General features: G+C 53.5%; 22 protein-coding genes. All 22 read right to left on the bottom strand.

The genetic code is table 11. The features are described from left to right. The coding region (gene lptB / locus GF409_00980; protein MBD3425785.1) for an LPS export ABC transporter ATP-binding protein at positions 1-617 on the bottom strand (617 nt) is incomplete at its 3' end. 13 nt (positions 618-630) lie between these two features. After that, complete coding sequence (gene lptC / locus GF409_00975) at positions 631-1,641, bottom strand: LPS export ABC transporter periplasmic protein LptC (GenBank protein ID MBD3425784.1); 1,011 nt, start codon at positions 1,639-1,641, stop codon at positions 631-633. Continuing rightward, positions 1,563-2,495 (bottom strand): hypothetical protein, encoded by a 933-nt coding sequence (locus tag GF409_00970; protein MBD3425783.1) that lies wholly within the window; start codon positions 2,493-2,495, stop codon positions 1,563-1,565. Before GF409_00970 ends, lptC begins: the two co-directional genes overlap by 79 nt. After that, on the bottom strand, positions 2,492-2,887 hold the full coding sequence (gene queF, locus GF409_00965) for an NADPH-dependent 7-cyano-7-deazaguanine reductase QueF (protein ID MBD3425782.1): 396 nt from the start codon (positions 2,885-2,887) through the stop codon (positions 2,492-2,494). The genes GF409_00970 and queF overlap by 4 nt, the downstream gene beginning before the upstream one ends. Positions 2,888-2,902: 15 nt before the next feature. Next, positions 2,903-3,595 (bottom strand): radical SAM protein, encoded by a 693-nt coding sequence (locus GF409_00960; GenBank protein MBD3425781.1) that lies wholly within the window; start codon positions 3,593-3,595, stop codon positions 2,903-2,905. Beyond that, on the bottom strand, positions 3,595-4,260 hold the full coding sequence (gene queC, locus GF409_00955; GenBank protein ID MBD3425780.1) for a 7-cyano-7-deazaguanine synthase QueC: 666 nt from the start codon (positions 4,258-4,260) through the stop codon (positions 3,595-3,597). The genes GF409_00960 and queC overlap by 1 nt, the downstream gene beginning before the upstream one ends. Beyond that, the gene (queD, locus tag GF409_00950; protein MBD3425779.1) at positions 4,260-4,628 is read right to left on the bottom strand and encodes a 6-carboxytetrahydropterin synthase QueD; all 369 of its coding nucleotides are present in this window, start codon (positions 4,626-4,628) and stop codon (positions 4,260-4,262) included. Before queD ends, queC begins: the two co-directional genes overlap by 1 nt. A 1-nt stretch (position 4,629) precedes the next feature. Beyond that, positions 4,630-5,172, bottom strand: coding sequence for an HAD-IIIA family hydrolase (locus tag GF409_00945; GenBank protein MBD3425778.1), 543 nt, complete (start codon positions 5,170-5,172; stop codon positions 4,630-4,632). A 19-nt stretch (positions 5,173-5,191) separates the two neighbouring features. Beyond that, on the bottom strand, positions 5,192-6,151 hold the full coding sequence (locus GF409_00940) for a KpsF/GutQ family sugar-phosphate isomerase (protein MBD3425777.1): 960 nt from the start codon (positions 6,149-6,151) through the stop codon (positions 5,192-5,194). Between the two features lie 2 nt (positions 6,152-6,153). After that, positions 6,154-6,975, bottom strand: a complete 822-nt coding sequence (gene kdsA / locus GF409_00935; GenBank protein ID MBD3425776.1) for a 3-deoxy-8-phosphooctulonate synthase — start codon at positions 6,973-6,975, stop codon at positions 6,154-6,156. Continuing rightward, positions 6,972-7,760 carry a 3-deoxy-manno-octulosonate cytidylyltransferase gene (gene kdsB, locus GF409_00930; protein MBD3425775.1) on the bottom strand — a complete coding sequence of 263 codons (789 nt, stop codon included), beginning with the start codon at positions 7,758-7,760 and terminating at the stop codon, positions 6,972-6,974. Before kdsB ends, kdsA begins: the two co-directional genes overlap by 4 nt. A gap of 4 nt (positions 7,761-7,764) precedes the next feature. Continuing rightward, on the bottom strand, positions 7,765-8,793 hold the full coding sequence (gene rfaE1 / locus GF409_00925) for a D-glycero-beta-D-manno-heptose-7-phosphate kinase (protein ID MBD3425774.1): 1,029 nt from the start codon (positions 8,791-8,793) through the stop codon (positions 7,765-7,767). A 47-nt stretch (positions 8,794-8,840) separates the two neighbouring features. Beyond that, complete coding sequence (trxA, locus tag GF409_00920) at positions 8,841-9,158, bottom strand: thioredoxin (protein ID MBD3425773.1); 318 nt, start codon at positions 9,156-9,158, stop codon at positions 8,841-8,843. A 150-nt stretch (positions 9,159-9,308) separates the two neighbouring features. Next, entirely contained in the window at positions 9,309-10,349 is a 1,041-nt protein-coding gene (gene waaF, locus GF409_00915) for a lipopolysaccharide heptosyltransferase II (protein ID MBD3425772.1), read from the bottom strand. Next, complete coding sequence (locus tag GF409_00910) at positions 10,346-10,861, bottom strand: O-acetyl-ADP-ribose deacetylase (protein MBD3425771.1); 516 nt, start codon at positions 10,859-10,861, stop codon at positions 10,346-10,348. Before GF409_00910 ends, waaF (GF409_00915) begins: the two co-directional genes overlap by 4 nt. 16 nt (positions 10,862-10,877) lie before the next feature. Then, complete coding sequence (locus GF409_00905) at positions 10,878-11,849, bottom strand: hypothetical protein (GenBank protein ID MBD3425770.1); 972 nt, start codon at positions 11,847-11,849, stop codon at positions 10,878-10,880. Then, on the bottom strand, positions 11,846-12,871 hold the full coding sequence (gene waaF / locus GF409_00900) for a lipopolysaccharide heptosyltransferase II (GenBank protein ID MBD3425769.1): 1,026 nt from the start codon (positions 12,869-12,871) through the stop codon (positions 11,846-11,848). Before waaF (GF409_00900) ends, GF409_00905 begins: the two co-directional genes overlap by 4 nt. Further along, positions 12,868-13,977 carry a glycosyltransferase gene (locus GF409_00895; protein MBD3425768.1) on the bottom strand — a complete coding sequence of 370 codons (1,110 nt, stop codon included), beginning with the start codon at positions 13,975-13,977 and terminating at the stop codon, positions 12,868-12,870. Before GF409_00895 ends, waaF (GF409_00900) begins: the two co-directional genes overlap by 4 nt. Next, positions 13,974-16,100 (bottom strand): lipopolysaccharide heptosyltransferase II, encoded by a 2,127-nt coding sequence (waaF, locus tag GF409_00890; GenBank protein ID MBD3425767.1) that lies wholly within the window; start codon positions 16,098-16,100, stop codon positions 13,974-13,976. Before waaF (GF409_00890) ends, GF409_00895 begins: the two co-directional genes overlap by 4 nt. Continuing rightward, positions 16,101-18,047 (bottom strand): hypothetical protein, encoded by a 1,947-nt coding sequence (locus GF409_00885; protein ID MBD3425766.1) that lies wholly within the window; start codon positions 18,045-18,047, stop codon positions 16,101-16,103. It abuts the gene before it with no gap. Further along, entirely contained in the window at positions 17,980-18,996 is a 1,017-nt protein-coding gene (lpxK, locus tag GF409_00880; protein ID MBD3425765.1) for a tetraacyldisaccharide 4'-kinase, read from the bottom strand. The genes GF409_00885 and lpxK overlap by 68 nt, the downstream gene beginning before the upstream one ends. 20 nt (positions 18,997-19,016) lie before the next feature. Then, entirely contained in the window at positions 19,017-20,318 is a 1,302-nt protein-coding gene (locus GF409_00875; protein ID MBD3425764.1) for a hypothetical protein, read from the bottom strand. Positions 20,319-20,322 lie beyond the last annotated feature (4 nt).

Raw genomic sequence — 20,322 nt, 5'->3', positions numbered from 1 at the left:
GACCTGTCTGTTATGGTCAGCGTCTCCCTCACGTTATGGTCGGTAAGAAGTATACCCAGTCCCATCTGCTTAAGCTCGCGTATAACTTCCTGGCAGTCGTAAACCGCTATCGGGTCTATACCGCTGAAAGGTTCATCCAGAAGTATGAACATGGGATTGGTCACCAGCGTCCTCGTTATCTCAAGACGCCTTCTCTCCCCTCCGGAAAGGGTATACGCCTTGTTCTTGCGAAGATGCGAGATCTTCAGCTGGTTGAGCAACAGATCCAGCTGCCTCTGCCTCTCCCTTCTGGGAAAGCCCAGCGTCTCCATTATGGCCATTATGTTCTCTTCAACCGTGAGTTTCCTGAAAATGGAAGGCTCCTGTGAAAGATACCCTATGCCCGAGCGCGCCCTCTGGTGGATGGGCAGCTTGGTTATGTCTTTCTTGTCGAAGATTATATGCCCGCGGTCGGGGCGGATAATCCCCGTTATCATGTAAAAGGTGGTGGTCTTCCCGGCTCCGTTGGGCCCCAGCAGGCCAACGACCTCGCCACGCCTTACGTTTATGCTCACCTGCTTGACGACCTGGCGGCCGCCGTACTGCTTGACCAGGTCCCTTGTCTCCAGTAAATGCATGCTGTCTGCCTTTCTACGGTTGAGTGCTTCCCGTGTTCTCTGCCGATGCCTTGGTACCCTCCCCAGCGAACATGCCGCTAAAACCCCCGGAATTCTCCATTTCCGTGAGCTGTTCCGGGTCTATTATCACCCTGGGCCTGCCCAGTAGCTGCGCGTGTTTCGTGCTATCGGTGTAAATAGCCTTCTCGCTGATAGTGTAGCTTTTTCCTCTTTTGACCTTGACGTTTCCTTCTGCCACTACCTGCGAGAGTTTCTGCGTTTCGGGATCTATGTTCACCGTAAGTTTATCGGAGTACATTTTCCCGTCCTTATCCCTTACGCTGACATTATTGTAAAAGATCGCGGTATTATCCTTGTAGCTCACCTCCAGCGGTCCGTCGCAGTCCACTCTGGTCTCCGGCTCCATGGTGACTACCACCTGTTCCTTCAGTATAGCCCATTTTTCGTCGGAATTGGCCCTGCCGCCCACACCTTTCGCGGTCACGCCTTTACCGGTTATATGGACCTGCGCATCGGTGTATATTTCTTTGGTGGTCTGCGACCACCTGGCCCTGTCAGTATTCAGGGTGAACCCGGCGTCGGAGACCACGTCAACGTCCCCTATGAGCTCCACTTCGCCTTTTTCCTTGTTGTAGATGCCTTTATCGCTGGTCAGGTTGACCGTCGCGTCGTCTCCGTAGGCGACCGCCTTAAGGTCATTAAGGTGTATGTCCTCTCCCTTTATCTCCGCGGAATTGCCCTCAAGGTGCCACTGCTTCACCCCCTTGGGGCTCCTGCCGTCTATGGCGAAGGAGTATACCTTCTGTTCGAGACCTTTCTCGTCCTCTTCTCTGACCGAAGCCAGTTGCTGGCGAAGAGCCTCCTGCGTCCTGCTGGCGTACCACCAGGTCCATAAGGTCGTGATCAGTGAGATCACCAGTATCGTGATGAGTATGTTCTTTCGCATTATGTTACTCCCGGAGCGGTATGCTCGACCGCCCGATTTTTGTCCTCTATTTTCGTCTTCCATCTTTTGTGTATCCATACCCACTGCTCGGGATAAAGCCTGACGTATTTTTCCAGAACATCGCTCCACTTCTGGGTGTAGAACTTAACTGCATCCTCCCCCGGAACGTTCTTTTTAACCTCTATGGGCTCCTCCACTACTATCTTGTGGGTATCGTCCTGCTTGCGTATTACCAGAACGGGAACTATTTTCGTCCTGGCCGCCATAGCCAGTTTTACCGGCGCGGTGGGTGTATACGCCGGTTGCCCGAAAAAATCAACGAAAACCCCGTCTATTCCCTTGACATCCTGGTCCGGCACTATGCCCAGCACCTTCCCCTGCCTCAGGACCTTCAACATCTCTCTCGGGGACTGGTCCCTGTATATTGTCCTGGCGTCGAACCTGCCGCGCATACGGGTAATGAGCTTGTCATACTTGTGGAAATATATCTTCCTGCCCACAAGCGCACCTTCATACCCCTTTTCCCGCAGGCCTATTCCGAGAAGTTCCCAGTTGCCGAAGTGGAATCCCATTACGACCGCGCCCCTGCCCTCGCTGAGCACCGCGTCGAGCTTTTCCGCCCCTTCGACCTCCGTGATGATCTTATCGATATATCTGCGCGGCATCGAATAAAGTTTGATCCATTCGGCACCGTTCTTGGCGAGATTGACAAAAACGCCCTCGGCCGTTCTTTCGTTGATCTGCTCATCCCGGCCGTAGTACTTGCTGAGGTTCTCAAGAGCCGTCATCCTGTACTTCTCCAGCAAACGGAAAGCGACCTTCCCCCCCAGACGGGCCAGGAAGAGCCCCGCCTTTAAAGGGAAAAGGCTGAGCAGGAAAAGACCGCTCCTCAAAAGGTAATATATGTAATATCTTCTGGTCTTTATCTTCATCTAGCCTCGTACTCCGCCTCGACCGTCGTGGTGATACCGCCTCTTGTGTTGAACTTACCTGTCACTTTCATCCTGACCGGTGAACACGCCCTGACAAGGTCTTCCAGTATGCGGTTCACGACGTGTTCATGGAAAATACCCGTCTGACGGTAAGCGAACAGGTATTCCTTGAAGGACTTTAGCTCAAGACAGCTCTCCGCCGGGGTGTATTCTATGAAAATATGCGCGAAATCGGGAAGCCCCGTCTTCGGGCAAATACAGGTGAATTCGGTCGTATCGAACCTTACGGTGTATTCCCTGTCCGGGTATTTGTTCCCGAAAACATCAATCCCCGGAAGATCAAGCTCTCTTATGTTCTCCTGGAGCCCTTCATAACTTGATCGCGTGTTCATGTTTCTACCATACCTTTATTTTATGCCCAGCCTGTGGTGAAGCTGGCCGAGTATCATCACATCCAGACCCGTATCCTTCTTAAGGTATTCCTTGAAAAATAAGAGCATCTCCCCGTCGGGCTCTAGTATATCCTCATTGACCGGGGTTACCGGTTGAAGCACCGTCTTGCAGCCGGCCGCGCTAAGCTTGATGATCTCGCCCATGCGCTTTATGTCATCCATGGTGGTCGTATCCGTCACCACCGCCTTTACTATTAACTCCTTATCCTTTACGCCTCCGGCGAACTTTCCATGCGCGGCGAATATCTTCTCGCCGCTGCCCGAGGAAGACGGCAGCTTGATATCCATGGCAACGATATCCACATGATCGATCACCCCGGCAAGTTCATCGCTGAGCGTCCCGTTCGTTTCCAGATAGATCCGGTGGCTCCTGTGTTTTTTGTAAACAGGCAGGAACTCTTTCAGGAAATCCACGTGCAGAAGCGGTTCCCCTCCGGTAAGGGCTAGTTCGTTATAGTCGTCCTCAAAATCCAGTATCTTGCTTAAAAGCGATTCCCTGGTAAAGGACTTGTAACTTTCAAGCTGCGTGTCACAGAACGAGCAATCCAGATTACACCCGTAGAACCGCACGAAAAGCTGACGGCTGCCAGCGAGGGGCCCTTCCCCCTGGTAAGAGAGGAATATCTCTGATATTTTTGCCTGTTCCATCACTTCTTCACCATAAGCGGATCCGAAAGACCCGCCTGCTCGAACGCCTTTATCCGGAAAACGCAGGACTCGCACTCACCGCAGGGAATGTCGCCCTGCCTGTAACACGACCATGTGTGTTCAAACGGCACATTTAGCGCGTGCCCGGCGTGGACTATCTCTTTTTTTGTCTTGTTCAAAACGGGTGTAATTATCTTTACCGGGCTGTTCTCCTGGCCGCTTTTTGTCCCCTTGGCGAGGACCTGCCGGAAACTGTCGAAGAACTCGCCCCTGCAGTCAGGATAATTCGAGTAATCCAGCTGGTGTGCTCCTATAAAAACCGCTTCGGATCCTGAGGCTTCGGCGAAAGATACCCCGTAGCTCAAAAAAATTATGTTCCTGGCGGGAACGTAAGTGTCGGGGATCGTTTCTTCGCCGCTGCCCGCGCTGGGCACTTCTCTGGAAAAGTCCAAGAGGGAACTTCCCTTCCAGGGCATGTCTATCTTAAGAAGGACGTATTCCACCTGCGCCTCATCGCATATCCTTTTTGCCGACTCCAGCTCCTTCAAGGCTTTCTGGCCGTAATCGAATATAAGCGCTCTTGGGGTATAATCCCGCCTGGCCATGTACAGTGTCACCGCCGAATCCAATCCCCCCGAAAGTAATACTATCGCTTTTTTGTCCATTATCGGTCCTTAACATACGTCGCCGAGGAGGTGTCCGTCTCGTGGACGGTCACCTCTCGTATCCGCAATGACGGGTTCAGCTCCTCCATCCTCTGGTAAATGAATCTTGCTATGTTCTCGGATGTCGGGTTCGTCCGTTTAAAGTATTCCACGTCATTGAGGAAACTGTGGTCAAGTTCTCCCAGAACTTCTCCGAGCGCGGCTTTAAGCTCCTTGAAATCCACCACCATCCCCAGCTCATCAAGTTCCTTGGAAAAAGCGGAGACCTCAACGCGCCAGTTATGGCCGTGTAGATCCTCACACTTACCCTTGTATCCTCTCAGGTTGTGCGCGCTGCTGAAATGTGAAGTTACTTTGACCTTATACATGCTAATCGTTGAAATACCTTTTTGTGACCTCGCTCCAGCTTCCCTGCGCCTTGAGAAGAAAATCACACACCTCGCGGACGGCTCCGCGGCCACCCCTTTTTTCCGTGATAAAATGCACGAAATGCATGACGTCCTCCATAGCATTGGGGGGGCATACAGCGAGGCCCACCCGGCGAAGAACAGGTATGTCTATCAGGTCATCCCCCATGAAACATATCTGTTCGTCGCTCACCTTGAACTTTTTCCGTATCTTCTCAAGAGCCTCTATCTTATAATGAAAATTCTGGTAGACCTTATCAACCTTAAGCTCTTTCGCGCGTTTGGTAACGACCTTGGAAGCCTTGGCAGTGAGTATGACGCACTTTATGCCCGACTTCATGGCGAGGAACATCCCCAGCCCGTCATTGACATCGAAATTCTTTATCTCGTCACCGTAATTCCCGTAGATTATCCTGCCGTCCGTAAGCACACCGTCGATATCAAGCACGAGGAGCTTTATCTTTTTCGCCTTTTCTATGAGTTCGGGTGAAAATTTCTCTTTCATTTGAACACCTTTCACCTTTCTAGACCAGACCGGCCTTGAGGATATCCTGAACGTCAAGTATCCCGACCGGACATCCTTTCTTGTCCACGACAGGTATCTCGTCTATCTTCTTATCCCTGAGCATCTCGAATGCCTCGGCGGCCAGTTTGTCCGCGGTTATGGTAACGGGCTTTTTTGTCATTACCTCGCCGACGGGACAGTTCACAAGGTCCCTGCCCTCGTCGAAATGCCTTCTCAGGTCGCCGTCAGTGAATATCCCTACAAGCTTCCCCTTGGAATCCACCACACTGGCGCTGCCCGCGCGCATTTTGGTGATCTTAAGAAGCACATCCCTCACCTTATCCCGTTTTTTGACTATCGGGGTTTCTTTCCTGGGTCTCATTATGTCACCGACGCTCAGAAGGAGCCTCTTTCCCAGCGAACCGCCCGGATGATACAGCGCGAAGTCCCGGGGCTGGAAATTCTTCCTCTCAAGAAGAGCTATCGCAAGAGCGTCTCCCAGAGCGAGCATAACGGTCGTGGACGTAGTAGGCGCAAGTCCCATGGGACACGCTTCCTTCTTGACGGAGCTGTCCAGGACATAGTCACTGTTAACCGCCAGGGTGGACCCGGTGTTGCCCGTAATAGCCACCAGTTTAGCACCTATCTTCTTGATTATGGGAAGCAGTTTCACCATCTCTTCGGTTTCCCCGCTGTTGGAGAAGGCTATGAGGACATCGTCCCGGGTAACCCTGCCCAGGTCACCGTGAAGAGCCTCGGCCGGATGGAGATAGAGAGACGGCGTCCCCGTCGAGGACATGGTCGCCGAAACCTTCTGCGCGATGAAACCCGGCTTGCCCATCCCGGTTATTATAATCCTCCCTTTCGCCTTTGCAAGAAGCCTGATAACCTTTTCGAAAGTACCGTCGATCTTATCGGCGATCTTCGCGATGGCCCTGCTCTCGTTCATAAGTACTTTTTTAGCGCTTGGTATGCTCATGGTCACCTTACCGCTTTTTCTATTTTTCTGATCTGGTCTATGAACCCTTCAAGGTCCGAGAGCCGCAGCATGTTGGGTCCGTCGCTCAGCGCTTTTTCGGGCTCCTCGTGCACTTCGACAAAAAGCGCGTCACAGCCTACGGCGACGGCCGCCTTGGAAAGAGGCATAACATACCTGGAGTCCCCTCCGCTGGAGGCACCCTTCCCACCGGGCATCTGCACCGAATGTGTCGCGTCGTATACCACCGGGTAACCTGTCTGCCCCATCTGGACCATACCCCTGAAATCGTTGACGAGCATGTTATATCCGAAAGTGCTCCCCCTTTCGGTAAGCAGTATGTTCTTATTGCCCGTTGACTCGATCTTGCCAACGACATTATCCATCTCGGCAGGCGACATGAACTGGCCCTTTTTCACATTGACGGGCTTTCCCGTTCCGGCAGCCTCCAGCAAAAGATCCGTCTGCCTGCAAAGGAAAGCCGGTATCTGCAGAACATCGGCCACTTCACCGACGGTCGCCACTTCCGAAACCTCATGCACATCGGTGAGAACGGGAATATCTAACTTCTCCCTGATCTCCTTGAGCACCCTGAGGCCATCTTCGAGCCCCGGGCCCCTGAAAGAATTGACCGAACTTCTGTTGGCCTTGTCATAGCTGGACTTGAATATGAAAGGTATCCCGCATTTTTCGGTGATTCTCTTCAGTTCTTCGGCGTGCCTTAGGGCGCTCTCTCTTGACTCTATCACGCACGGCCCGGCAATAAGCGCAAGAGGCCTGGCTTTACCGACCTCGATCTTTCCTATTTTCACTGTCCTTGTATTCATATCTTTGTCCCGCTTTGTGGGTGACCGCCGCGCAGGAGATCTCTCACCTTTTCAAGGTCCTCCTGAGTATCCACGCCGATCGTGTCGTAATGCGTCTCCACTGTCATGATCTTGTAACCGTGTTCCAGCGCCCTGAGCTGCTCCAGTTTTTCGTCGATCTCGAGAGTCGACTTGGGAAGATTGGTATAGGTGAAAAGGAAATCCTTCGTATAGGAATAAAGACCTATATGTTTGTAATAACTGCCGCTGACATCCCGGAACTCGGGAGAAAAAGCTCCCCCTCCGGTATCCTTCTCGCGGATATAGGGTATGGGGCTCCTTGAAAAATAAAGAGCGAAGCCCTTTCTGTCCACCACCACCTTGACCACATCAGGACTGATTATCTCTTCCCCGGAATGTATCCTCTTGATAAGGGTCGCCATCTGCACGTTACGTTCATACTTGAATACCTGCGCCAGAGAATCGACCATCATCGGGTGCACCAGGGGCTCATCCGCCTGCACGTTTATGTAGATGTCCGCGTCAACGGTGCTTGCGACCTCCGCTAAGCGGTCGGTTCCCGAGGGCTGTTCGGGAGAAGTGAACACCGTCCTCGCGCCGAAGGATTCGGCCGTCTTGAAAACGCGTTCCTTGTCGACGGCGATCACCACTTCATCGACCTCATGCGCCTTGCAGACCCTTTCCCAGACATGCTGGATCATGGGTTTTCCGTTAATGTCCGCCAGGATCTTGCCCTTGAGCCTTGTTGAACCCCACCTTGCCGGTATTACAGCCGCAACTTTCATTTATTCACTCCTTTTTAGACTTTAGTTCTTCAACCAATTCCTCTTTGCTGACCGCGTAAGCTCCCGTTTTGGAGACCACTATCTTCGCCGCGCAATTGGCCAAGCGGGCGGCATCCACCGGATCCGCGCCGCTTACGCAGGAAAGCGTGTAGACCCCTATCACCGTGTCCCCGGCGCCGGAAACGTCATAAACATCCTGCGCGACCGTGGGTATATGCCTGGGGTCGGCGCCCTTCCGGAAAAGCATCATCCCCTCCTCCCCCAGGGTTATCAGCACGACCTCCGCGGCCGTAAGATCAAGGAGCTTGCTGCCGCCTTGCTTAATCTTGCCGATATCATCCAGCACCAGACCGGCGGCCTTACCGGCCTCATCACGGTTCGGCGTTATAACGCTGACGTTCCTGTAAAGATCGAAATGGTTCTCCTTGGGATCGACCGAAACCATCACCTTGTTCTTCCTGGCGATATCAATGATATCCCCAAGAAGCGACTTGGTTATAAGCCCCTTTCCGTAATCCTCGATGATAAGTGCATCCATCCGGCCAATGTTCTTTTCTATGTATCCTTTTATCTTGTCGCGAAAAGCGTCGGATATCTCATGAACATCCTCCCTATCCACTCTCACGATCTGCTGATGATGAGGATGATGATGCGCCATAACGCGCGTTTTCATTATGGTCTGCCTCTCGGGATCCTCGAAAACACCGTCGATATTGATATTCTCCTCCCGGAGCAGCTTCTTGAGCTTCTCGGTCCTTTTGAACTCGCCGTCCTCGGAATCCATTCCTATGACGCCTACAAGATAAACTTCCGCGCCCAGCTTCGCCAGGTTGTTTGACACGTTGCAACCGCCCCCCGGACGGTAATCGTCCTCACGGTCCACCAGAAGTACCGGTATCGGCGCTTCCGGGGATATCCTTGAAACCTTGCCGTAAACATACCTGTCAAGAAGAAGGTCTCCCAGCACCATGACCTTCTTGTCACTGAATTGTCGAACAGCATCCAAAAGAACCGAACTGTCATATCCTTCCACGGACCCAAACCTCCTGTATGGCGTTCATTCTGGTTATTTTCCCGATATCAAAGATGTCTATCCAGCCTGGAAACGATGTCGCTCTTGGGCACTACACCTATGACCTTCTCCGCGATCTGACCGCCCTTGAAAACGATAAGGGTCGGGATATTCATTATACCGTATTCGGAAGCGGTGCTCTGCGCTTCTTCTACGTTCATCTTGCAGACTTTAACCCTGCCCTGGTATTCCTTGGCTATCTCCTCCACCAGGGGAGCTATCATCCTGCAGGGACCGCACCACTCTGCCCAGAAATCCACAAGCACCGGCACATCGGACTCAAGAACCACTTCCTTGAAATTGGCGTCATTTACCATGATCTCCATTATGTCCTCCGTAATTTGATTTTCATATTAATTTAGCAGCTTATTATTATAATACCTTTACCTTAAACGGGCAAGAGTAATACTGAATTCTTGCTTTTTCCAGTTTTACCTTGAATGTCGGCATCCTGAAAGGGCCTTGAATGCGGGGCTTCACGGGGCCAGAATTCGCATCGCGGCCTCGTAAGCATCTTCAACGGTGATCGCCTTGAGACATGCGAAATCCTTCCGGCAATTATGCGCATGGCATATATCACAGCCCACGTCCCTGTGAAGGACCTGGTCTTTTGCGCCCAGCGGCCCCCACCTGAGAGGAGCAAGGCCCGGATCCTTGCGCCCGAAGATCGCGACAACAGGCGTGCCCACGGCCACGGAGACATGAACGGGACCGGAATCATTGGAAATAAAGAGCCTGCATCTTGAAAGGAATTCGGCAAGTTCGCCAATAATGAGCATACCGGTCATATCAACAGCCGGGGTTTGCATCTGCGAACAAACGCGTGCACTGAACGAAGCGGTTTCATCCCCTCCCACAAGCACGATATCAGAACCGGTATCTTTATACAACCTGTCGGCAAGCAGAGCGAACCTCTCAACGGGCCACCGTTTCGACGGGCAGCTCGCTCCGACATGAAGGGCTATCACCTTTTGCGAAAGCTTCCGGTCCTGCCACATTGAATCGACGAGCCGTTTATCGTTGTCGGAAGTTATTATATAGGGGTGTCTGTCCGCACCGGTAACATCAAAACCGGCCTCGCGCATAAGATCCAGGTTCAGTTCAGCCTCATGTTTTTCGCCCTTTTGCTTCCGGTGGGGTATCTTCTTCGTCAAAAGGAACGCAAGGTTCCTGTCGTAGCCGATCCTCTCGGGTATGCCCGCCAGAAAAAAAATAAGATGCGCCCGGTTCGTCGGATGCAGGGCTATGGCTGCATCAAAATTCTTTTTGCGCAGGCGCATAGCGAACCTCAAGGTCGCCAGAAAGCTTTTGTCGAACCCGTACTTGTCGTAAACGATGATCTCATCAAGATGGGGGTTATTCCCTATAACGCCGCGGTTCTCGGGCCTTACCATCATCGCTATATAGGAATCCGGGTAAAGTTCCCGCAGCCTCCGTATCACGGGGGTGGAAAGCACAACGTCCCCCAGCCTGTCAGTCCTTGAAAGGAGGATCCTGTCAAGACGCTTCCTCATCATTTGCCGGCCTTTAAAAGTTGCTCGTAAACCTTTTCGTAAACCTTAAGGTCGTCCCGGCTATAACAGACATATACAATCCTGTCGAACTGCTGCCTGTGGCGCAGCCCCTCCTCAATGGCTATCCAGGTGGCCTTCTCGATAGGATAGCCGTAAATGCCCGTACTAATGGCGGGAAAGGCTATTGACCTGAGACCGTTCTCCCTGGCAATACGGAAACTGTTCTCGTAACACGAGGTGAGTTTCACGGCCTCATTACTGTCCCCGCCGTGCCACACCGGCCCGGCCGTATGTATGATATTCCTGGCCCTGAGCCTGCCGGCGGTGGTCATGACCGCCTCCCCCGTGGGACATGAACCTATCTTTCGGCATTCTTCCATGACCTGCGGTCCTGCGGCCCTGTGTATGGCGCCGTCCACTCCGCCTCCCCCGGCCAGCCTGGTATTGGCGGCGTTCACGATCACATCCACGTCCTCGTTAGTGATATCACCCTGCTTTATGATTATCTCGCTCATGAAAGCCTCCTCACTTCTAGTACAATAATTTCTTAACTTCCTCGAGCACCTTGTCAACGCTTATATCGGTTATGCATCCTGCTTCCGCTCCCCTCCTGCAAAGAGCGGCTTCGCACGGACGGCACGGCACCTCGGGCTTTATCACCCTGCTTTTGTCGGATAACGGTCCGTATCTCCTCTCATCAGAAGGGCCGAATATAGCGATGGTGGCGGCGTTGACGGCACTGGCTATATGCAGGGGAGCGCTGTCGTTGGAGATAACAAGGTCAGAACGCCTCATCAGTTCCGCAAGAGCGCCGATGGAGGTCTTGCCGCAGAGGTCTTTCACTGAAGTAGTGGCATGTGAGACCACATCCGTAACCGTTTCGGTATCATCCTCGTTGCCGGTAATGAGCACCCGGCACATAAGATCGGATATGATCCTGTCGGCAAGACGAGCGTACTTCCGGGCATCCCATCTTTTCAGGTGGCTCTTCGCGCCCGGGCTTATCACTACCACCCTCTTCCAGTCGGGATCGATAAGGCTGTCCACATATTGCCTCTCGCTGTCTGTGACCGGCAGAAAGAACCTGTTATCCAAAAAGGGATCTATTCCAAGGACAGAAAGCTTCCAGAGGTGTTCGTCCCGTTTATGAAGGGGGGCCCTGCCTGATCCTCCGGAAAAGAACGAATGGTATTTCGCTCCCGCCAGAAGCGGTATGAGCGAATTCTTAAGGTCCACCACGATATCGTATCTTTTGCTTCTTATCCGTCCGACCTGGCGAAGTCTCTCACCCAGGTCACGGTGCTTCTGCTGCACGGTCACCTGCCGGACGGCCGGATGTTTCTCAAATATATCCCTGCCCGGCGCGCCGGTTATTACGTCGACCTCGGCTGAGGGGAACTCGTCATGCAGCCTCTCAAGCACCGGGGTGGTCAGTATTATATCCCCCAGGTTGCTCAAGGTGATGAACAGCATTGATCTGATTTCGTTCTTGTTTACCATCATTTACCCGACAGGATCCCAGCGGAAACTTCGAAGACCTCTTCCGGCTTCACCTTCTTCATGCATTCGTAGTCCCTGCAACACTCTTTCACATAACATGGTATATCACAATCCACATGTTTTGCCAGCACAATATTCCTACCCCTGCCCCTTGGTCCGGTTATCTTCGCGGAAGTGGGTCCGTATATGCCGACAGTCGTCACCCCTGTCGCCGATGCAAGGTGAAGCGGACCGGAATCGGCGCTGATAACGAGTTCACACTTTCCGAAGAGAGCCGCGAGTTCGTTCAATCCGGTCCTCCCCGCCACACTGTAACACCTGTCCCCGCCCACGTTCCTGACGATCTGCTCGGCCAGGTCCCTGTCCTTGCCGGCTCCGGTGACCATGACCTCCAGGTCACTGAACCTCTCAAGAAGACTTGAAGCGACCTTCTCGAAATACTCCCTCGGCCACCTCTTGGCGATCCAGTTACCCCCGGGGTTCAGCGCGACCATGCGTCTCAGCCCCCCGCCGACCTCGTGCAGTATTTCCCCGGCCCGTTCGGCATCCTCATCGCTGAGGAAATACTCGTAAGTCCCGTCAGCCTCGGTGATCCCGACCGCACCCGCCAGTGCCAGGAGCTGGTCGGCCCTGTGGATGCCATCATCCGGCCTGTCCACGACCCTTGTCAGCGCGCCTCCCTTACCGGCGAAGCCTATTCTCTGGCTTATACCAGCCAGCGAGGCCATCAGGGCCTTGGTCCGGGAAGGTTTCAGGAGAAAGCAAGTGTCATACCCCTCCCTTCGTATCATGCGTATGAAAGCCATCTTCTCGCCCAGGCTTGTTAACCGGTTGGTATCGGAAAGTGCGTGAACGTAGTTGATCCAGGGATTGTTCACCAGAAGGTCCACGTATCTGGGGACCACTGTGCAGGCTATGTACGCCTCCGGGCAGGCCTTTCTCAAGGCCCTTAAAAGCGGAAAGGAGAAAAGTATATCCCCCAGCCAGTTAAGTTCGAACACAAGTATCCTTGACGGTGCAGTCATCGTTCCAACACGCTCCTGTATACCTCGATGGTCTTCCTGACGCTTTTCTCGATACCGAACTCCTCCAGGGCTTTCTTCCTGGCGTTCCGCGAAAGACTGAGCCGCTGCCGCTCATCCAGAGCGAGCGTCGTGACAGCCTCGCTCAAAGCGTCTACATCCCGCGAAGGCACGAGTAGGCCGTTCTTACCCGTCTGGATAAGCTCCGAAAGCCCTCCAACATCGCTTGCTATGCATGCGCGGCCGGATGCCATAGCCTCCATCAGTGAAAGCCCCAGCCCCTCTGAAATAGAGGCCAGGCAGAATACGTCCATTACGGATAAATATTCTTCAAGGGACATTTGCCTGCCACTGGCGAAAAGAACCTTGTCCTTAAGGCCCTCCCGGCGGGCCTTTTCCCTGAGCATCTTTTCATCCGGACCCTCTCCGACCAGCAAAAGCCTCATGCCGGGCCTCTTTGCCTGAGCCTTCGCGAAAGCTTCGATGAGATACCCCTGACCCTTTACGGGCGAAAGCCTGGCCACGCTTCCCACGACGAAGGCGTCCTTGCTAAGCCCGATACGGTCTTTCAGCACGCTTTTCGCATTTCCAGGATCGGTCCGCAGGTACTTATCCAGCTCGATACCGTTATAGACCATCTCAATCTTGTCCCTGTCTATGTTAAAATCCTCCAGAAGATGCTGGCGGACGCTTTTACTTATAGCTATCACCCTATCTCCCCAGCAGGGGAATATCCTCCGGCCGATCCTCCGGCTGTTATAGAAGCCGTGGCAGGTAGTAACGTGATTTGTCTCTCTCAGGTGCCTCACAAGGCACGCCAGGACGTGTGTCACCCGGGTCTGGGTATGGACTATATCGAACCCGCCCGAGGAGATAATGCGCGCAAGAGAAGGCGCTGCCTTCCAGACCTTTATGCCGAACTCGTTCTTTGTGCGTATATCAAGCGTATTGTGCTCGATTGACGGATCCTCAAGACGCGGCAGAACCTCACCCCCAGAGGACGCCACCTGTACATCCACCCCCTCCTTTTTAAGATATCTGGCGAGATTGGCCGTATACATCGCTACGCCGCCGGTATTCAGATGTGTGGTCAGGAGTAATACTTTCATGAGACTTCCGAACTCTGGGGCCGTTTTTCCGGAGTCAGGTCCATCACCTCCATGACAGCCTCAAAAACTTCCTCCGGGCTGACAAGCGACATGCACTTCTTATCCCGGTTACATACGGGTCTGTAACAAGGCGCGCATTTTATCCTCTTATGGAAAAACCTGAAATTATCTGCGGGGGAAAGATGCCTTTTCGGGTCCGTCGGACCGAAAATGGCCACGAAAGGCGTGCCTACTGCCGCGGCTATATGCATCGGCGCGCTGTCACCGGTAAGTAGTGCGTCACATCTTTTAATGAGAGCCACAAGCTGGGGTATATCTGTCATCCCCACGGCATTAATGGGTTTTGCAGCCGTCTTCTTTACGAATTTCAGCGCGCGTGCCCTGTCTTCGGCGGCGCCTATGAGCAATACCCTTATGCTCTTTTCACTTTCGAGTTTTTCGGCAAGTTCAACGAACTGGGAAAGCGTCCAGTTCTTGCTGGACCACTTCCTCGAAGCCGACAGGCTGAAAGCCACTATCCTCTGGTCCTTTTTGAGCCAGTTGCTCGCCAGGTATTCTTCAGCCCACTTATCGCACTTTTTATCCGTCCACAGCTCAAGCTCTTCGTCCATTCCGGTTATACCCAGAAGCCCCAGAAGGCATTTCTGGTGTTTGACCGGTGGCACCGGCTTTGCCGGCATACTGATCTTCCTGTTGAGCAGAAAGCTCAGTTTACCGTTATCAAATCCGTACCTTTCCGGTATAGCCGTAAGAAAGGCCAGAAGATGGCTCTTTCTGTTGTTCTGCAGGTCAATGGAAAGATCAAAATCCTCCGCCCTCAGCCTGGCCGAAAGACGGAAGAAGCCGATCCCCCTGTCGCGTCCCTTAAGGTCGGAGGTGATCACCTCGTCTATGTAAGGGCACTTTTCCAGCACCTGGCGGAACTTCACGTCAACCAGAACTTTGATGCTCGCGGTGGGGAATTTTTTGCGCATCGCCCTGATCGAAGGGGTGCTTAGAACGATATCCCCCAGAGAGCTTATCTTGAATATAAGTATGTTCTTCCTGCTCAGCGCGCTGCGGTAGGTACTGAAAGTAAGGTTCATCATCTTATCCAGCGAAAAATTCTCTTCAACGTGTTTCCGGGCGGTTTTGGTCACCCGCCGCGTGAAGTCAGCGTCTTCGGCGTAGCGGAGTATCTTGTGTGCCATATCCTGGGGATCGCCCGGCCTGCAGAAAAGTCCGGTCACCCCGTCGTCTACGGTCTCGGCCACTCCGCCTACCTTGGTGGCCACGACGGCGACCCCCCGGGCCTGCGCCTCAATGATCGACCGGCCGAAAGCCTCCTGCTCCCTGTTCGCCGAGACCAGGACATGCATCCCCTGCATCACTTCGTCCACTTCCTGGTCGCTTGGCACGAATTCCACCACCGGTTCAAGCCCCAGCCTCCTTATCGTCATCTCTATCTTCTTCATGTATTCTTCTTTGGCCGAGTTCCTATCCCCCATCAGGACTATGCGCACGTTGCTCATCCTCCTGGAAACATATGAGGCGGCCTTAAGAAAATCCAGATGTCCCTTGAGCGGACTGAACCTGCTTATCATGCCGATCCTGAACACCTTCGGGTCCTTCTCGCCGGGATCAACGTAAGAGAATTTCTTAAGGTCCACACCCCTGGGAATAACGGAGATCTTTTGCACGGGGACCTGGAAATTCTCTTTCATGTGCCTGGCCATGGTCTCGTTAGCCGCTATCACTATCTTGCCCCAGCCCATCACCCGGCTTATGAGATGTTTTTTATACTGCCCGTGGGCGGTCGTTATGAAGGTCCTGTGCATTGACCTTGCCGCGAAGTAAGATACCAGCGCCGGAACCCTGCTCCTGGCGTGTACGATGTCTATGTTCTCCCTGGCGATGATACGGCGTATCATGAAATAGGCATAGATCATAAGGAAAGGGTTTTTTCTTCCCACGGGTACTTTGTAATGCCGAGCCCCTATCGCGGCGAGCTTCTTCTCAAGCTTACCGCCACCGGAAGCGACCACGGCCTTATGCCCGTTAAGGGTGAGATAACGCGCGACCTCTATAGTGCCTTTCTCGACACCGCCTATATTCAGTTTTGGAACAAGCTGAAGTATGTTCATCTAAAACAACCTGTATAGTTTATCGTAAATCACTTTGGCATCCCGGGGCTTTACCGGTCGATAAGCGCCGCTGATCATGTCATTCGCCTCGGCGGGAATATCCGCGGGTTTAACGACCACTACATATCCTCTTTCCCTGAGTTCCTCGGCGAACCTCTCGTACTTGGTCATCCCGCCGGACCTCTTGGGCGGCATGAACACCATGACGGGCCTACCGGAAGACACCGCTTCGGAGACCATTGATATGCTCTCGCCGGAAACAACGACAAGGTCACTGGACGAGAGTATCTTTTCAACGGTATGCTCATCCCGGTCTCGCCTTCCGGGAACATACTTTATCGTCCTCTCGAAAGATCCGAGTTCATTTTGGAAGACCTTTTCCGATGCCTCGGGCGTCCTGCGGGAAGTCGTTACCAGTAGATGCGCGTCAAGCTGCTCACAGGCCGCCTTTATCCTGCCGGAGAGCTCCCGGGAGAAGCGCTCATCAAAGGTAAAATAAGAATTCTCGCCTCCCAGAAGGACCCCTATCGTCCTGCCTTTATGCGGCTCTCTGAAGCGTTCGATGTTCTCCGGGTCTATCAGGTTCGGGGCAAGGTCCGTAACCGCCACGTTCTCCCTCTGGGGCTTTTCACCTCGCGCATCGTGCCTTGGGATGACCACCAGATCGAATGCGCCCCGGTTCAATCTCCCGGGGTCCAGCACAGTAACGTTCCGCGCGAAGTTCTCAAGCTTAAGGGCTTTGTTCACCGCGTAAAGGGCCGAACCGCAGCTCACCAGGACATCGGCATACCTGTCCGTCACCGCACGGTAACTCTCGTCCGTAAGACAGGCCGCTAGCACCTTTAGATGCATCTGGCAGAATGTCGAAAGAAAAGGAACAAGGAGGTTTAAAAGAGCTTTGGCCTTCCTGCTTTTAAAGCGCACGGGCACGATATCCACCTCCAGATGCTCCTTGCGGTAACCTTCATCCCGACGGTACCGCTCTATCTCCCTGACAACGGACATGGACTGCTTGAGGTGGCCTTTCTTTCCGTCATCAAGAACAAGTACTTTCTTAAACGGCGTGACTTTCCATCTTTTATGCATCCAGAGCCACTGTTCGGGGTATTCCCTCACGTGCTTCTCAAGTAGCCGGTTATACTCGCGCATATACGGGATGATGTCCTCATCCTTGCCTATTCTCATCACCGGTTCAAGGACCTCCTCGTGATAGGGGCCTTTCCTCCTGTGTATGAACGCGGGAAGTATGCACGCCCCGCTTTTCTGGGCGATCCTGAAGGGTCCCACGGCGGTCGAAGCGGGACGCCCGAAAAAATCGAGCAGCTGCCCGTTGGCCCCGGCGTTCTGGTCACCAAGGATACCAACACCCCCCCCTTTATGCAATACCCGGAATATCTTCTTGACGTCCGTGCCCTTGCGAATGACCGCGTTACCCTTAGACTCCCTGAGGAGGTTCAAAAGTTCGTTCAGGCGCTTCATCTTCTGGTCCCTTGCCAGAAGGTGCAGCTTGAACCCCTTCATGATACTGACCATGGTGCTTAGCTCCCAGTTGCCGAAATGCGCCGAAAGCAGGATCATTCCCCCGGGATTCTCCGAAGCGTTCTGCACCCTCTCAAAGTTGGTTACCTCAACGTACCTTTCCACGTAATCCCGGTCCACCTTCGTAAGACAGAGGATCTCCGCGAAGGTCTGCGCCATGTTCCTGTAAACGCCCTTGGTTATGCGCTTAAGCTGCCGCGGAGATTTTTCTTCCGCGAAAGCCGCCTTGAGGTTAGAATAGGCTATCCTGTTCCTCTTGCCGCTCAAGAGGTAAACAATCTCCCCCAGGCGCCTTCCCAGCCAGAGGCTGAACCCTATGGGCAGAAAATGAAATATCCTGTTAAGCGCCCTTACCAGGCACGCTGCTATCAAGTCCAGCAAACAGTTCCTCCTTGCCTTCAACCACATCAACCGCGATATCCAGCACGAAAAGCTTCTCCTCTATCTGCGAGATATCGAGCATCCTTATCTTAACGTAATCCTTTTTCGTCGTTATTATCTTTTCTGCGCCGCAAATATCACACTGCCTCCTTATCTTCTCCACGTCCCGCCAAGTATACCTGTAGTGATCGGGGTAATCCAGCCTCCCGGCGATACGCCCGCCTAGCCTCTCGAGAAGATATGCCAGATAATCAGGGTCCACTATGCCGCTTATGAGCATTATCTTCTGGCCCGAGATGCTCCCGGGCGAATACGCGGCACCTGTGACATCCAACAGACAGGCCGGACGGTGGCGCGTGCTGATAATAGGCATCCCCGGAGCGAGCTCGCCTATCCGCTCCTTTGCCGCTGAGATCCTCTCCGGCGAGGTCCTGTCCACCTTTGTAAGGATCACCATATCTGCCCTTTTTACCGAACTTGCCGGTTCCCTCAGTGTCCCGCGCGGGACGAGGTGTCCATTACCGAAAGGCGAGGCACTGTCCAGAAGAAGCAGGTTAAGGTCCCTTGCCAGTCTCCTGTGCTGGTAACCGTCATCAAGAATAAGAACGTCCCTCTCCTGCGCGGCCGCCCATCTGGCGCTCCTGACCCTGTCCTGGCCCACGAATACGGGCACCTCCGCAAGTACATCTCTTAGCATCTTGCTCTCATCGTTTCCGTATCCCCTCGTCAGCACGGCGGGCTTTCTGCCGGAACTGACCAGATGATCCGCCAAAAATATCGTGAGAGGGGTCTTTCCCGTTCCCCCGAGGGTGATATTACCCACGCTTATGACCGGCACTCCTGCCCTGTGCCTGCGCCTTAGGCCCGAACGGTAGGCAAGGTCGACCACACCGACCGCCAGGCGATAGACCAGGGAGAGCGCGAAAAGCACGGCCTTTACGAAACCGTGTAAGGGGCCCTTCTTTTCGTCTTTCATGAGTCCTGCGAAATATGCCTTCACCCTAATCGCCTTTCTTCCCACTCATCGGTAATATGCTTCTTTATCTTCTCCAGGGCCCTGTCCACCGCCCCGGTATTTTTCTTTATAACGCCCAGCGCGTTCCGCCCGAGCTTGCTGCTCTCTTCGGCGGACCGGAGAAGCCGGTCCAGGACCTGGCCAAGCTCTTTCTCGTCCTCCACCTGTACCGCCGCCTGGTTGGCAAGGAATATCTCGGATACCTCTCTGAAATTGAACATATGAGGCCCGTAGATCACGGCTTTGCCCCATCTGGCCGGCTCTATGGGGTTCTGTCCGCCGTGCTTTGCGAAACTTCCACCTACGAACACCACTGAAGCCAGGCTGTAGAGATCCTTAAGGTAACCGATAAGGTCAACGAGAAGAACATCGTAACCTTCGGTGTGAGCGCCGGCATCCGGCTCCAGAAGATCAGAAAGCTTCCTGTAGGCGAGACCTCTTTTTTCTGTATATATCCTTATCGCATCTATCCTTTCGACATGCCTCGGCGCGAGAATGAGTTTAATGGACCTGTCCCGCCCATTAAGGTCCCTGAAGATGTCTATGACCTTCTGCTCTTCCGGAAAATGCGTACTGCCGGCGACTATGATCTCACTTTCGGGTCCGAAGCCAAGGTATTCCTTGCTGATTATTCGCGTCTGGCCTAGCCTTTCCTCATCGTCGAACTTCATGTTCCCGGTAACGTGTATCCTTTTTCTTTCGGCGCCCATGTCGCTGAGCCTTTCGGCGTCCCTCTGCGTCTGCACACAGAATGTATCCACGCAGGGGAGCACGCGCTTTGTGACGAACTTGATCTTTCTGTAATTACCGTAGGAGGAGTCGGATATCCTCCCGTTAATGAGCGCGACCGGCACACCTTCAGAATGAAGGCGCTTTAACAGGTTCGGCCACAATTCCGTCTCCACCATGACGTAAAGTCTGGGCGAGAGGGCTTTCACCACGCGGGAGACCACGAAGCTGAGGTCCAGGGGATAATAGAAAACGCCGTCAACACAGCCTTTGCCCGCTTTGCGGATCATGTTGTTGCCAGTCTGCGTCGTGGTAGAAACGATGACCGGGACCTGCGGCCAGCGCGCCTTTATCCGCCGGGCGAGCTTCGAGGCTATGACCGCTTCGCCCACGCTCACCGCGTGTATCCATACCGGACGATCCAGCCTTGCCAGCCCTTCCGGCAGAAGTCCGAACTTCTGGAGGAATTCGCCGTGTAGCCTGCCCTTGAAAAGAAGGACCGGCAGGTAGAATAAAGCGAAGAAAATGAAAAAAATATCGTATAGTACTTTCATGACC

The organism is Candidatus Omnitrophota bacterium (assembly GCA_014728045.1).
GTDB lineage: Bacteria > Omnitrophota > Gorgyraeia > Tantalellales > Tantalellaceae > WJMH01.
The sequence above is the reverse complement of the archived record's forward strand: the minus strand, read 5'-3'. Positions and strand labels throughout refer to the sequence as shown.